The 15,096-nt window shown below is 68.6% G+C and carries 10 protein-coding genes; 7 read left to right on the forward strand and 3 right to left on the reverse strand.

The genetic code is table 11. The annotated features are described in order from the left end of the window. The first annotated feature begins 116 nt into the window (after positions 1 to 116). The 5 genes from OCU_RS49765 to OCU_RS49785 all read left to right on the forward strand — a co-directional run bounded on the left by OCU_RS49765 (position 117) and on the right by OCU_RS49785 (position 5,664). Positions 117 to 737 carry a TetR/AcrR family transcriptional regulator gene (locus OCU_RS49765; RefSeq protein WP_008262421.1) on the forward strand — a complete coding sequence of 207 codons (621 nt, stop codon included), beginning with the start codon at positions 117 to 119 and terminating at the stop codon, positions 735 to 737. Between the two features lie 102 nt (positions 738 to 839). After that, positions 840 to 1,976 (forward strand): phosphotransferase, encoded by a 1,137-nt coding sequence (locus OCU_RS49770; protein ID WP_029384297.1) that lies wholly within the window; start codon positions 840 to 842, stop codon positions 1,974 to 1,976. Positions 1,977 to 2,102: 126 nt separating this feature from the next. Continuing rightward, on the forward strand, positions 2,103 to 3,863 hold the full coding sequence (locus OCU_RS49775; RefSeq protein ID WP_009953130.1) for an N-acyl-D-amino-acid deacylase family protein: 1,761 nt from the start codon (positions 2,103 to 2,105) through the stop codon (positions 3,861 to 3,863). A gap of 12 nt (positions 3,864 to 3,875) precedes the next feature. After that, positions 3,876 to 5,219: an aromatic ring-hydroxylating oxygenase subunit alpha gene (locus OCU_RS49780; RefSeq protein ID WP_008262426.1), complete on the forward strand. Its 1,344-nt coding sequence runs from the start codon at positions 3,876 to 3,878 to the stop codon at positions 5,217 to 5,219. 184 nt (positions 5,220 to 5,403) lie between these two features. Continuing rightward, positions 5,404 to 5,664: a hypothetical protein gene (locus OCU_RS49785; RefSeq protein WP_014381536.1), complete on the forward strand. Its 261-nt coding sequence runs from the start codon at positions 5,404 to 5,406 to the stop codon at positions 5,662 to 5,664. 4 nt (positions 5,665 to 5,668) lie between these two features. Here OCU_RS49785 and OCU_RS49790 read toward each other — a convergent pair whose 3' ends face one another. Together OCU_RS49790 and OCU_RS49795 are read right to left on the reverse strand one after the other, a co-directional pair. Beyond that, positions 5,669 to 6,325 carry a response regulator gene (locus OCU_RS49790; protein ID WP_008262428.1) on the reverse strand — a complete coding sequence of 219 codons (657 nt, stop codon included), beginning with the start codon at positions 6,323 to 6,325 and terminating at the stop codon, positions 5,669 to 5,671. Next, positions 6,322 to 7,539 (reverse strand): sensor histidine kinase, encoded by a 1,218-nt coding sequence (locus tag OCU_RS49795; RefSeq protein WP_009953128.1) that lies wholly within the window; start codon positions 7,537 to 7,539, stop codon positions 6,322 to 6,324. Before OCU_RS49795 ends, OCU_RS49790 begins: the two co-directional genes overlap by 4 nt. A gap of 133 nt (positions 7,540 to 7,672) precedes the next feature. On the opposite strand from OCU_RS49795, the gene OCU_RS49800 reads away from it, so the two are divergent. Beyond that, a complete protein-coding gene (locus OCU_RS49800; protein ID WP_014381537.1) occupies positions 7,673 to 8,053 on the forward strand; it encodes a hypothetical protein in 381 nt (126 codons plus the stop codon). Beyond that, entirely contained in the window at positions 8,046 to 10,901 is a 2,856-nt protein-coding gene (locus OCU_RS49805; protein WP_014381538.1) for an MMPL/RND family transporter, read from the forward strand. Before OCU_RS49800 ends, OCU_RS49805 begins: the two co-directional genes overlap by 8 nt. On the opposite strand, the gene OCU_RS49810 is transcribed toward OCU_RS49805, so the two are convergent. Beyond that, positions 10,882 to 15,096 carry a type VII secretion protein EccC gene (locus OCU_RS49810; RefSeq protein ID WP_009953125.1) on the reverse strand — a complete coding sequence of 1,405 codons (4,215 nt, stop codon included), beginning with the start codon at positions 15,094 to 15,096 and terminating at the stop codon, positions 10,882 to 10,884. The two genes, OCU_RS49805 and OCU_RS49810, sit on opposite strands and share 20 nt — an antisense overlap.

Raw genomic sequence — 15,096 nt, forward strand, 5'->3', positions numbered from 1 at the left:
GGCCTTTCTGGCGGGGTTTGTCGTTGCGCTGCAAGGCGTTTCGGCGAGGGACTGCGGCCGGGGCGAATTGGCATCCGATACCGAAGCAGCACAACGCATCCCGTAACATCGCCGCCATGGAACCGAGCCGGCGGTGGGGCGACGACCGCGCGATCCTCGACGACGAGGAGGCCCGTAGACGGATCCTGGATGCCGCCGGGCGCTGCATCGTCCGGCGCGGCAACACCCAGTTCCGCATGGGCGAAGTCGCCGATGAGGCCGGGGTGTCGCGCTCGACGGTGTACCGCTACTTTCCCGGTCGCGACGACGTCCTGCTGGGATTGATGCTGGCGCGGATTGACACCGCGCTCGGCGAGTTGGTGCGCTCGCTGCCCGCACCCGACGACCCCGTTCGGTCGGTGCCCGAGATGGTGCTGGCAAGGGTGGAATCCGTGGACGGCAACCCGCTGAACGAAGCGCTGTTCGCGGCCGAGAGCACCGCGGTGGCCTCGGCGCTCGAGAAGGGTTCCGAACCGATTGTCGAACTGCTGTTGCGGCATTACGGGCCGTTGCTCGACCGTTGGAAGGCGGCCGGGCTGCTCTACCCGGACGTCGATTTCCGCTCGATCGTGCAGTGGCTGCACGCAGCGACCCTTTTCCTGCTGGCGCCCTCGTGGCGCTACCGCCCCGCGGCCGACAAACGCGAATTCGTCGAACAGCTCGTGGTGAGGGCCCTGGTTCCACAGATCAGACAATAATCGTATATTGTCTGATGTCCAGACGTTCGATTGGTTTTCTCCGACGGCGTCGGTGTCGCTGGCGCAGCACCGGCGTCGGGTTGAGAGCCGGGATGGATGGACATGAAAAACCCTGTGGGACAAGCCTTCTCCTTTGTAGGCCTGGCCGCGCACCTGGGCCGGGGCGCGGGCCGGGTGGCGACCGACGCGGTGGTGGGTGGCCGGTTCGGCTTGCCTCGGTCGGCCGACGAGATCGATCCCGCGGTCCTGTCCCGCGTCATGGGAACCACCGTGCGGTCGGTGCGCGTGCTGAGCAGGGACGCGGGCACGTCCTCGCGCGCGCGGCTGGTGCTGACCGGCAAGAACGTCCCGGAGTCGGTGTTCGTCAAGGTCGCGGCGCAGACCGCCGCCACCCGCCTGATGGGTGAGCTCGGCCGGCTCGGGCACACCGAGGTGCGTTTCTACCGCCAGCTCGCGCCGCAGGTCATCGGCGTTCCCTACTGCTACGGCGCGGCCTTCGACCCGTGGACGGGCCGGTACCTGCTGGTGCTGGAGGATCTCCCAGCAGAGTCGTGCGAGTTCCCCGACACCTTGCACCCGCTCTCGACCGACCAGGCCGGCCTCATCGTCGAACTGCTGGCCGAACTGCACGCCACGTTCTGGGACCGGCTGCCGCGCGACGGGCGTGGGCCGCTGGGCTGGCTGTACACGCCGTCCGGCGACGTGACGTCGCTGTTGACCGGCTCGCTGATGCACACCTCGATCAAGCGCCTTGCCGAGCGCACCACGATCCCGGTCGAGAAGGGGGCGTTCATCGCCGACAACTACCGCGACGTGGCCGCGCTCATCGACACTCCCCCGCACACCGTCATGCACGGCGACGCCCATCCCGGCAACATGTACTTCCACGGCGGCAAGGCCGGGCTGCTGGACTGGCAGGCGGTGCGGCGCGGGCACCCCAGCCGCGAGCTCGCCTACACCCTGATCACCAGCCTGACCCCGGAGGACCGGCGGGCCAGCCAACGCGAGCTGCTCGACGACTACCGGCGGGCGCTGGTGGCGGCGGGAGGCCCCGAGCTGGACCGCGACGACCTGTGGCTGCGGTTCCGCCAGGGCGCGCTGTACGCCTATGTCGCCCCGCTGATCACCACCGGGATGGGCGGCATGCAGGTCGAAGACATCGCCATGGAAGGCCTGCGCCGGGGCGTCGCCGCGCTCGACGATCTGGAAACCGTCGCCGCGCTGAAGAGTTCTTTGTAGGGCTTGCGAATTCGGCCGAAGCTATTGCCTTCGCCACGCCACGAGTTACGCTACCTACCGTAGCGAAATGCTGTGCGCCTTCCGCTCAGCCCTCCGAGACAGCCCGCGGCGGCGAAGAGGAGTCTCATGTTCGACCTGAAGATCACCGGTGGAACCATCGTCGACGGCACGGGCGCCGAGCGCTACCGCGCCGATATCGGCATCAAGGACGGCAAGATCGTCGACGTCGTCCGCCGCTCCGCCGACGGCCCCGAGATGGGCGGGGAGGCGGCCGAAACCATCGACGCCTCAGGGCATGTGGTGGCCCCCGGCTTCGTCGACATCCACACCCACTACGACGGTCAGGTGACCTGGGACGGCCTGCTGGAGCCGTCCAGCGGCCACGGCGTCACGACGATCGTGACCGGCAACTGCGGCGTCGGTTTCGCCCCTGTGCGGCCCGGCACCGAGCAGTGGCTGATCGAACTGATGGAGGGCGTCGAAGACATCCCCGGCACCGCGCTGACCGAGGGCATCACGTGGGGTTGGGAAACCTACCCCGAGTACCTCGACGCGATCGACAAGCACAAGTTCTCCGTCGACGTGGGCAGCCAGGTCGCGCACGGCGCGATCCGCGCCTACGCGATGGGCGAGCGGGGTGCGCGCAACGAGCCCGCGACCCCCGACGACATCGAGGCGATGGGCCGGTTGGTCCGCGAGGCGATCGAGGCCGGCGCGCTCGGCTTCTCGACGTCACGCACGATGGGGCACCGCGCGATGGACGGCGAGCCCGTACCCGGCACGTTCGCCGCCGAGGAAGAACTGTTCGGCCTCGGCCGCGCCATGGCCGCCGGCGGCCAGGCGGTGTTCGAGCTGGCCCCGCAGGGCGCCGCGGGTGAAGACATCATCGGCCCCAAGAAGGAGCTCGATTGGATGCGACGGCTGAGCGGCGAGATCGACCGCCCGGTGTCGTTCGCGCTGATCCAGGTGGACGCCGATCCGAACCTGTGGCGCGAGATGCTGGACCTGTCCGCGGACGCACACGCCGCGGGCGCGCGCCTGTATCCGCAGATCGCGGCGCGCCCGTTCGGCATGATGATCGGTTTCCAGGGCCACCACGGCTTCAGCCACCGGCCCACGTACCGCCGGTTGAAGGCCGAGTGCAGCCGCGAGGAGCTCGCACGGCGGCTCGCCGATCCCGCGGTGAAGGCGGCGATCCTGTCCGAGGACGACCTGCCGGTGGACCCGACCCTGTTGTTCGACGGGATGTTCGCTTTGGTGCAGCACTCGCTGGGGCGGCTCTACTCGCTGGGTAACCCGCCCGACTACGAGCCCACCCCGGACCGCACCGTCGCCGCGATCGCCCAGGCCCGCGGTGAGGACCCGCTGTCCACGCTGTACGACCTCATGCTCGAGTCCGACGCGACCAACATGCTGATGCTGCCGCTGTTCAACTACGCCGACGGAAACTGCGACGCGATCCGCGAGATGATGCTGCACCCCGCCGGCGTGCTCGGGCTGTCCGACGGCGGCGCGCACTGCGGGATGATCTGCGACGCTTCCTACCCGACGTTCCTGCTGACGCACTGGGCGCGGGACCGTAAGCGGGGCGAGAAATTGTCGCTGGAATACGTGATCCGCAAACAGTCCCGTGACACCGCCCATCTGTTCGGCCTCACCGACCGCGGCACCATCGAACCCGGCAAGAAGGCCGACATCAACGTCATCGACATGGACGCGCTGAGGCTGCACCCGGCGGCGATGGCGTTCGACCTGCCGGCCGGGGGAAACCGGATCCTGCAGGGCGCCAGCGGTTATGCGGCGACCATCGTCAGCGGGACCGTCACCCGCCGCAAGGACGTCGACACCGGGGCCCGCCCCGGACGCCTGGTTCGCGGAGCCCGCTGAGAGCTCCGAACCATGGCAACGGCCGCCCGCAACCCGACGCGCACCCGCTCGCACGTCCAGGAGGATGCGATCGGCGCGCCGCCGGAGAACCCGACGCTGGTGCCGGCCGAGCGGTACTACTCCCCGGCCTTCGCCGCACTCGAGGTGGAGCGGATGTGGCCGAGGGTGTGGCAGCTCGCGTGCATGGTCGACCACATCGCGGCGCCCGGTGACTATTTCGAGTACCGCTGCGGGCCATACGGGGTGCTGATCGTCCGCGACGACGACGGGGAGATCCGCGCGTTCCAGAACGTGTGCCGGCATCGTGGCAATTCGTTGTGCACGGGCTCGGGTTCGGGCCTGCGCGAACTCAAGTGCGGCTATCACGGGTGGACCTGGGACCTGGCCGGCGCGCTGAAGCGGGTGCCGAACCGCAAGGGCTTCGGCTCGCTGCGCATGTCCGACTTTCCGCTGATACCGGCCCGGGTAGAGACGTGGGCGGGACTCGTCTTCGTCAACCTCGACCTCGACGCGATGCCCCTGATCGAATACCTGGAGGCGGTGCCCGACGACATCGCCTGGTGCCGGCTGGAGGACTTCCGCTGCTACGCCACGCTCACGGTCGACGTCGACGCCAATTGGAAGACGATCGCGGACGGCTACAGCGAGACCTACCACATCCAGACCCTGCATCCCGAGCTGCTGCGTTGCGTCGACGACATCCATGCGCCGCAACGGATTTGGGGCCATACCGGCAAGTCGGATCAGCCCTACGGCGTGCCGAGCCCTCGCCTGGGCGGCGCGCTGACCGACGAAGAGGTGTGGGACGCCTACGTCTACACGCAGGGAGCGCTGATGGGCGCGGCCGAGGGCACGCCCTTTCCCGCCGACGAACGCCGGCCCGGGCAGACGGTGGCCGAACTGATCGCCGAGCGAACCCGGGCCTTCGCCGCGGGCCGCGGCGTCGATCTCAACTGGGCCGACACCGACCGAATGACCCGATTGCACCAGTACAACGTGTTCCCCAACATGACCCTGTTAGCCAACGCCGACCACCTGACCGTCATGTGTTCGCGCCCGGGCGCCGACCCCGATAAGGGCGAGCTGGTGATGTTCTTGACGACCCGGATGCCGCCGGGCGCGCCGCGCGCCAAGCCGGCCGATGTGCGCATGGCCGCCGACGCGGCCGAGCCGGGCGTCGTGCTCACCCAGGACATCGCGGTGCTCCCCGGCCTGCAGCGCGGCATGCACCAACCCGGCTTCACTCACTTGGTGTTGTCCAGCGAGGAACGCCGCGTGATCAACATGCACCGCAACCTAGAGCGCTACCTCGACCTGCCGGCCGCCCAGCAAATGAGCGGCGGCGCGGCGAAATGATCTGTCGCAACATAGTTCGTGTACACAGGGCGAAAGTGCCCTCGGGCGATTTAGAATCCCGCTTGTGATGACCCCGTCTTACCCCTGGGGGGACGATCGAGGGCAACTTGCGCGGCAGCTACGGCTGCCGTATCACACACTCCGCCGCAGGCGGGAGCGACGCCTGTGCCACCGTTTCGCGCGGGTGGGCGTCCGCACGGCGCCGGAGCGGTTGCGGGCAATGCTGGAGGGCGCGCCGCTGGCCGCTCACGAAATGATCAACCTGAATTTTGCGTTGATCGCGATCCGGCTCGACCGCGAGTCGCGCGCCGCCAGGTACAAGCGGCTCCGGCAACGCGGCGCCCGTTCGCTGATGTTCGCGGGCCTGGTCATGGTGGTGCTGAACTTCCTGGTGTGCATGGCCTACCTCCTGCTGAACCTCGCGGAGCCGACGGCGCCGCTGTAGCTCCTCAGCGCGGGGCGACGATGCCGTTGTCGTACGCATAGACGATCGCGGCCGCGCGATCGCGCAGGTCGAGCTTGCCGAAGATCCGCCCGATGTGGCTCTTGACGGTGACGCCGGAAATGCAGAGTTTGCCGGCGATTTCGGTATTGGACAGGCCCTGGCCGATCAATGTCAGGACGTCGAGCTCGCGGGTCGTCAGCTCGGCGATCGCCGCGCCGCGCGGGCCGGGAGCCGCCTTGCGGTAGGTGGTGAGCACCCGCGAGGTCACCGCGGGATCCAGGTAACTGTCTCCCCTGGCGACCGCGCGCACCGCGCGGATCAACTCCTCGGCCGAGGAGTCTTTGAGCACGAAACCGGCCGCCCCGGCGCGCAGCGCCCCCGACAGCAGCTCGTCCTCGTTGAAGGTGGTGAGCGCAAGCACCGGCGGCCTGCCGCCCAGCCTGCGGGTCGCCTCGATGCCGTCGACGCGGCGCATCCGCAGATCCATCACGACGACGTCGGGTCGATGCTCGGCCACCGCGGCGGGCACCTCGTCACCGTCGGCGCACTCCGCGACGATGACGAAACCGTCTTTGCGGCGCAGGATTCGGCGCAGACCCGAACGCACCAGGTCTTGGTCGTCCACGAGGAGGACGGTGATCTCGGGCGCCGGGTCGGTCACAGCTTGCACCATCGCGGGCGCCAGGTGGTGTCGCCTTCGTGCAGCGGGATCTCGGCGCGCACCGACCACCCGTCCCGGGTCGGGCCGACGTCGAGGGCGCCGCCGAGCAGGTCGACGCGCTGGCGCATGCCGCGCAAGCCACGCCCCTCCGCCGATTTCGCGGCCACCACGGCGGCCGGGAGCAGATTGCTGACCGCGAGCCGTGCCGACACCGGCGAAATGTCGAGCACCACACTGGCTTTCGACTCCGGCGCGTGCTTGGCGATGTTGGCCAGCGACTCCTGGGTGATGCGGTAGAGCGCGAGGCCCACCGCGGCCGAGACGTGGTCGGTGGGCCCTTCGACGCACAGCGTGACGGCCAGGCCCGCTAGCTGAAAGCCCGCGACGAGCGCCGGGACGTCGTCGATGCCGGGTTCGGGCGTGGTCTGCGCCGTTTTGGTCGGCCAGTTGTCGAGCAGGCCGACGGTGCGGCGGATGTCGGCCATCGCCTGCCGGCCGAGCTTCTCGGCCTGCTCCAGCGCATCGACCGCGTCATCGACGTCGCGATCCTGCTGCAGCGCGCGGCGCGCGCCGGTCACGTGCAACAGGGTGATGCTGAGCGAATGCGCGATGACGTCGTGCACTTCGCGCGCGATGCGGCGGCGTTCGTCGGCGGCGGCGTGCTCGGCCAACAAATTCTGCGCCTCGATTTGTTCGGCCAGCAGCAACCGCTGGGCGCGCATCACGTAGCCCAGTAGCCAGCCCACCGCGATGAAACCCAGGTACAACGCGATCGCGTCGAGGCGGTGCAGCGCGGACGCCGTGAGCAACAGCGCGGCCGCCGAGACGGCCGCCAGCAAGCCGGCCAGAACCGAGGCCAACGTCGCGACGACCAAGACCATCAGGATTAACAACGCCGGTGCGAAATCGGCCTGTATGGGCGTCGACGTGCCGAACAGCGTCAGCGCGGTGGCCGCCGACCAGGTCGCCCACAACGGCCCCGGCGTGATCTTCATGTTGAAAACGAAGAACGCCAGCTCGGTTGACAGGGCCAGGGCGAACGCGGACAGCGACACGGGCAGGTCGGCCGCGGGCCGCTGCAGCGTCCCGATCACGCCGCCGAGCACGAGGCTGACATCGACGGCGATCAGCGACGTCCACGTGATGCCGACGGGAAGCAGCTCGCTGCGTCGGCGAAGCTGCTCCCGCAGGTGATCGGCTGCGGCGCGCAACATCGTCCAATCCTAGAAGAGCTGGGCGTCCCGCCACATCCTGCTGGGGTCGGCGCCGGTCTCCGCCCGTGGTAGGAGACAAAGACTGCACTTCGGCACGACGCGCAGCCAGGGCCCGCATTCCTAACGTCGAGTCATGACATGGACACTGCTGCACGACCGCATGGCCTTCATGGCCGAAGTGATCAAGGCCGCCGACACGGACCCGCAGGCGGCACTTGCGTTGATCGACAACTCATCCGAGGTGCCCGAGCTGTTCGGCGACGAGGAAGGCCTGATGCTCTCGCTCGGCCAGCGCTGGATCACCATGCTGGTGGCCAAGCTGGACCAGGCGGCCTACGAGGGCGCGTCGGCCGAACAGGTGCGGGCCGATCTCGAAGCCGCCGAGCCCGGCCTGCACGCTCTGGTGAAGATCGGCTCGCGCCGGTCGATCCGGGTGCGGTCACTGTCTCGCGGCGAACACGTGGCGGTGGGCCTCTTCGGCGGCCCGACCGGCGATCGGCAGACCGTTGCATGACCGCACCGGATTGCTTGCGCGACTGACCGGTCGGTACGCGGTTCTGGTCGTCGGTCTATGGGTGCTGGCGGCCGCCGCCGCCAATCTGGCGGTCCCCCAACTGGAGCGAGTCGTCGACTCCCACGCGCGCTCCTTCATGCCCCCCGAGGCACCGAGCGCGGTGGCCGCCGCCCGGGCGGCCCAGCTGTTCAACCAGACGCCCAGCAACAACTTCGTTTACGTTGTGCTGGAACGCGATCAGCGGCTGGCCCCGGGCGACCGCCAGTTCTATGATGCGCTGACGACGAAGCTGGGTTCCGATCACCGTCACGTGTATGCGGTGACCGATCTCTGGTCGCAACCCGCGACGGCCGCCGGCGCGCAGAGCTCCGACGGTCGGGCCGTCAGCGTGATGGTGCGGCTCGCAGGAATGCTCGGCACCTCCCAGGCACGCGACTCGGTGAATTCCGTGCGCGCCGCCATCCAGACCCTGTCGCCGCCGGCCGGCCTCGAAGTCCATGTCACGGGTCCCGGCGCCACGATCGTCGACGAGTTCTCCGCGATCGACCGGCAGATGCTCGGAATCACCGCAGCCACCATCGGTCTCATCCTGCTGCTGTTGCTGATGGTGTACCGCTCGCCGGTAGCCGCCGCGATTCCGCTGATCTCGGTCGGGCTGGCGCTGGCGCTGGCCCGCGCGATCGTCGCCGCGCTGGGCCGGGCCAATGTCGTTGAGGTGTCGCTGTTTTCGGTGGCGCTCATGGCGGCGATGACGTTGGGCGCCGGCACCGATTACGCGATCTTCCTGGTCGGGCGCTATCACGAAGGCCGCCGCCACGGCATCCCGCCGGAGCGGGCGCTGACGCAGGCCTACCGTTCCGTCGCGCCCGTCGTGATCGGATCGGCGCTGACCGTGTCGGTGGCGCTGGCATGCCTGGTGTTCGCTCATGTGGGCGCTTTCCGCAGCGCCGGATTGCCCTGCGCCATCGGGATTCTGGCGACGATGGTGGCCGCGCTGACCCTGACGCCCGCGCTGATGGGTCTGGCCGTGCGACGCGGGTATCTCGAACCGCGCCCATCGAGAACGGCGCGGCGCTGGCGCCGGGTCGGCACCGCCGTGGCCCGCTGGCCCGGGCCGATTCTGGTTGCCGCGCTGGGATTGACCCTGCTGGCCGCGCTGCCGCTGGCCGGGATGCGCGTCGGCTTCAACGAGCCCGCGGCCACGCCGTCGTCCACCGACTCCAACCGCGGCTATGCCAGCGCCGACCGGCATTTTTCGGCGAACGCGCTGTTGCCGGACGTCATCGCGATCCAGGCGGATCACGACCTGCGCAACCCGGCCGGTTTGATCGCGATCGAGCGGGTCACCCGCCACATCATGGCCCTACCGGGTGTGCGCGCGGTCCAGTCCGCGAGCCGCCCCGACGGCAAGGTGCCCGAACAGGCCACGCTCAGCTATCAGGCGGGCGTGCTGGGCCGTCAGTTCGGCGACACCATGGACTCGCTGACCCGTCGCCTGCAGCGGGTCTCCGAGCTGGACGGCGCGCTGGCGCAGACTCAGGCTGCGGTCGACGGTCTCGGCAATGGGTTGCGCGGCGGCAGTGCGGGGCTGGCCGACATGTCGGGGGCCGCCGAAGACATGCGCGCCGGGATGGACGGCTTGCAGCGCAATGTCACGACGGTGTCGGGCTATCTCGACCCGCTGCGCGACATCGTCGGGCGGACCCCCGACTGCGCCGCCAATCCGATCTGCTCGACGGTGGACCGGGTGCTGCAGCCGGTCGACAGCCTGGTGCAGACCTCCGCGCGGCTCGATGCCGGCGCGACGAAACTGACCAGCGGCTCCAGCACGGCCGCCACGGCGATGGCCGGCCTGCCGCAAAGTGTGTCCGCGATGAAAGGGGCGTTGGGGCAGGCACGTTCGGCCGCCCATGACCTGCTCGAGCTCACCGACACGCTCGGCCCGCAGATGCGTCAGTTGACCGACTACATGAACGAGATCGCCACGCAATTTCAGGGCAGCGCCGCGGCGGACTTCTACATGCCGCAGCGCGCGCTGACCGATCCGCGCTACACGGCCGTGCTCGGCCATTTGGTCTCCGAGAACGGACGCGCCGCTTACCTTCTCGTCTACGGCGACGGGTCGGAGTGGGGCGCCGATGGGGCCAACCGGGCGGACCAGGTTCGCGCCGCCATCAAGGAGGCCACCAAGGAGGGAACCCTGACGCCGCTGGAGGTCGACCTCGCCGGCGTCGGGCCGGTGACCGCCGATCTGCAGCGCTTCGTCGCCAGTGACACCACGCTGCTGGTCGGCGCCGCGCTGGTGCTCATCTTCTTGATCGTCACCGCGATGCTGCGCAGCCCGGTCGCCGGACTCGTCGTCGTCGGCACCGTCGTGTTGTCCTACGCCTCGGCCGTCGGTGCCAGCGTGCTGATTTGGCAGCACCTGCTTCATCAGGATCTGCATTGGTCCGTCGCCCCGATCGCGTTCATCGCGCTGATCGCCGTCGGCGCGGACTACAACCTGTTGCTCGCCTTGCGCATCAAGCAGGAGGCGGCGGCGGGCCTGCGCACCGGCATCATTCGCGCTTTCGGCGGCACCGGCGGAGTGGTCACGGTCGCGGGCATCGTCTTCGGTCTGACCATGCTGGCCTTGCTGAGCAGCAGCGTGCTCAGCATCGCCCAGATCGGCACGACGATCGCCGTCGGGCTGTTGCTCGACACCCTGGTGGTGCGGGCGTTCGTCGTGCCGTCCATCGTGGCGCTGCTGGGCCGGTGGTTCTGGTGGCCGAGCCGTCCGCCCCGCCGCGCCATGGCCGAGGCGGTGAAAACGCCTGAGCCGCAGCTGCTTACTGCGGCGGGGGTGTGAACGTCGACGGCAGCCCGACCAGCACGCCTTCGACGTCGCCGTCGGCGCTCACCAGCAGGCCGCGTCCCGGTGGGAGCGCCTGGGCGCGCACGTTGCGGTTGATCCGGTTCTGCGGGTCGTTGTCCATGTAGAGCTGGGCGACTTTCGCCGAGTTCTGGAACCTGATCCATGGATCCATTTGCAGCGTCGCCCAGTTCGCGCTGTTGCGGGTGGTGAACACGTGCAGGCCGATCTGGCGGGCACGTTCCATCAGCTTCCACAATGCGGCTCCCACCGGCGGTTTGGGCGGGTAACTCTGATCCGGGCGCAGGTCTCCGATGTCGTCGATGAGCACGAAGTGCCGCGGCCCTTCCCACGGCTTGAGCGCGCGCAGCTCCTCCTGGCTCAGACCCTTGGGAGGCAGCCGGGGCAGCAGCACCTGCTGCGCCAAGGCGGTGATCACCTCGTCGATCTCGTCCTGGTCGTATGCGTAGGCCCGCACGTAGCCCGGCCCGTGCAGATCGCGCAGGCCGTGCGGGGCGGTCTTGGGGTCGATCAGGGTCAGCTGCGCTTCCTCGGGGCTGAAGCGATTCATGATCGCCTCGCCAATTGAGACCAGCGACAACGTTTTTCCGCAGCCCTGCCGGCCCAGGATCATCACGCCCGGGCTTTCGCGCAGCTTGATCGGCACCGGCCCGAGTTCGTGGCGCTCTCCGATAGCAAAAGAGATCGACAGATGGTCGCCGGTCGGGTGGGCGGCCTCGTATTCCAGGATCGCCTTGAGTTCCACCCGCTGCGGCAGCCGCTGCAGGGTTGCGTGCTTGGTGACGCCGGCGACGTCCGCGATGCGGGCTCCGACGTCCACGATGCTGACCATCGCGCCGGTCGCCGGGTCGGACAGGGCCGGCACGCCGACGCGCAGCTCGTGCAGGCTGTCGGTCAGACCAAAGCCGGGGCGGTTCAGTGTCCGGCGGGCCGCGTCGCGCGACTCGAGCGACGAGTGCCCCATCTGGCTTTCGCTCGGATCTGCCAAGCGCAATTGGATTCGCGCCGTGGCGTTTTGCAGCAGGCTTTGCCGTTGCCCGTGAATCCAGCCGCCGGCGCTGCACATGACGTGCACCCCGTACTCGGGACCCCGGCTGCTCAACGAGATGATGCGGTCACCCAGAACGGTGTCCTTCGAATACAGATCGTCGTAGTCGTCCACCACCACGAAGACATCGCCGAACGGGTCGTTCGCGTCGGTGCCGCCCAGCCCGTCGCTGCCGGGCGCGAACCGGCGCTCGCGGAACCCGTCGAGGTCGATCTTGAGCCGCCGGAACGAGTCTTCGCGGGCATCGATCAGCGCGTCCATGCTGCTCAAAATGCGTTCGATGCCCTCGGCGTCCTTCGGCGACACGATGTCGGTGACGTGCGGCAACGACGCGGCCTGCGCGAGGGTCGCCCCGCCGATGCAGAAGAACGTGACGCGGGCCGGGCTGTACATCGTTGCCGCCGAACACATCAGCGTCATCAAGGTGGTCGTCTTGCCGCGCTGCTTGGCCCCGACCACGATCACGTTGCTGCGCAGCGCGTCGACCGCGTGCACCACCTGCTTGGACTCTTCGGGGATGTCCATGACACCCACCGGGAACATCAGGCCCGGGTTTTGCCCGTAGTCGACGTGCCAGGGCTTGCCCCGGTAACCCGCGACCAGAACGTCGATCGGCTCCGGATCCTCCAGGGGCTCCAGCCACGGCCGGCGCGGCGAGCGGTGCGGCACGTTGTGCAACGACTCCCGCAGCACGTCCACGATCTTCTTCCGCTTGAAACCGTCGTCGTAGTACAGGAATTCGTCGGGCTCGGCGTCCACGGCGGCGGCGGCTTCCAACGCCGTGGCGTCCGCGGCGTCCAACGGCTGGAACTGCCAGTTGTACAGGCGGGGCTTGGTCAGCGTCATGTCGACCGTCTCGGCGACTTCCTTGGTCTTCGGCACCACGAACGGGGCGGAGAGGTAGAAGCAGCGGAACGGCTCCAGATCGCGCGGCCCCACCTTCAGCAGGCCGAAGCCGTTCTCCTTCGACGGCAGGTGGTAGGCGGCGTCCGAGCCGATCACCTCGCGGCTGTCGTCGCCGGACTCGGCGCGCAGCGCGATGCGGAAGGCGATGTTGGACTTGACCTTTTGCAGCGAGGACAGGTCCAGGCGCTGGCCGCCCAGCATGAAGAACACGTTGGCGCCGCGGCCTTCCTGACCGATGTGGATGATGAGGTTGATCCACTTCTCGTGGTTGGCGAACAGCTCCAGGTACTCGTCGACGATGACGAGCAGCACCGGTACCGGGGGCAGGTCGCGTCCGGCGAGGCGGATCTCCTCGTAGTCGTTCGCGTCGCGGGCGCCCACCGAGGTGAAAAGCTCGTAGCGCTGTTTGATCTCACCATCGATGACCCGGCGCATCCGCTCGGCCAGGTGGCGCTCGTCCTTGCCGAGGTTGGACAGCGCGGCCACCACGTGGGGGATGCCCAGGATGTCCTGGGCCGCCGACTCGAACTTCATGTCGACGAAGATGACGTTGAACGTCTCCGGGGAGTGGGTCAGCGCGATGCCGTAAACCAGCGACAAGAAGAACTCAGACTTGCCGGACCCGCTGGTGCCGATCACCACCGAGTGGAAACCGAAGCCGCCGAAGTCCTTGGCGCGGATGGTGATGTTCTGCAGCTCGCCGTTGGGTTTGGCCCCGACCGGGACCTCGCACCAGCGCTCGTCGCCGCGGCCGCGCCGCTCGGCCCATAGCCGGTCGACGTCCAGGTCGCGCGGGTCGCTGATCCCCAGGGCGCGCAGCAATTCGGTTGCGCCGCTGACGGAATCGGCGATCTCGCTGCGGCTGGTCGGTGACCAGCGGGCCATCGCGCGCGCGTAGCGGTAGGCGCGGTGCACCGAAAGCTGGTCGGCGTGCGCGAAGAACTTGTTGCGCACGCGCAGCAGGGGCGCGGGGCGGCCGTCTTCCCCGTCGGAGTCCGATCCGTTCCGGCGCAGGGCCACTTCGCCGTTGACCGAGCCGTTGGGTGAGCTGTGCCGCTCGCTGAGCTCGAACACCTGGTCGGTGGCGAAGCCCACGCCGGTGCCGACGCGTGAGGCGATGCGCAGCAGGGTGATTCCCGCCTTGCCGACCTGGCCGACGACGCTCTCCCAGGCGTCGGGGCTGCCGGTGTTGTCGTCGACGATTACCAGGTGTGGTCCCAAATCGACGGTGTCCGTGGCGGTTTCCAGGGCCGAGCCCATGGCGGTGGGGCTGGCCGCGGCCAGCGGAGTCCAGGCGCCGCGCTTGCCCTTCATGTGCAGCTCGGCGCCCAGGGTCTCTTCGAGTTCCTCCGGCGTGGCGAAGACCAGGCGCCGAAAACCGCACGCGTCGAACAGTTCGTCGTGCAGGTTGTGCGGCAGCCACACGATCCACGACCACACCTCGGGGTTGCGGGTCACCACCATCAGCTTGACGTCGCGCGGGTTGTGAAACACCGCCAGCGAGCACAACACGGAGCGCATCAGTGACCGCAGCCGGTCCAGGTCCTCGCCCACGAAGCTGAATCCGGGCGCCGACCGCAGGTTCACCACCTTGGCGATGTCGCGAATCTTGCGCTGCTCCAAAATGAAATCGCGCAGCGCCTGCCCGGTGACGGGTTCGAGCTCCTCGTCGGACGCGATGTCGGGCCAGGTCACCGACAGCACCGAGTCAGGGGCGTGCTGGACCCCTGTGCCGAGCCGTACCTCCAGGAAGTCCGCGTCGGCGCGGCCGCGTTCCCACATGCGTGGGCCGCCGATGATGGCGCCTAGGCCGCGTGGGTCGGAGTGCACGGAGTTCTGCCACTCGCGTTGCGCGCACACGGCGGTCTGGATTTCGTCGCGGTTGCTGTCGAGGTCGCGAAGGTAGCGTCGGCGGCCCTTTTCCATTTCGCCCCAGGTGATCTTGCGGGCTCGGCCGAAGCGTCCGGAGAACGCCAGCATGCTGAAGGCGCCGATGCCCATCAGTGGGAAGAAGCCGGTGGTCAGGCTGCGGACGCCGGAGACATAGAGCATGACGATGGTGCCGATGAGCGCGACGATCAGCGCCGGCACACCGATCATCACCCAGATGTTGCGGGGCTCGCGTTCCGGCAGCGCGATGGGCGCGCTGGGGGCCACCCGAACCGGTTTCGGCGGCTCGATCTTGACGCGGTTGATGGGGAACGCTTTCTTGGACAT

It is taken from the genome of Mycobacterium intracellulare ATCC 13950 (genome assembly GCF_000277125.1).
Taxonomy (GTDB): Bacteria; Actinomycetota; Actinomycetes; order Mycobacteriales; family Mycobacteriaceae; genus Mycobacterium; species Mycobacterium intracellulare.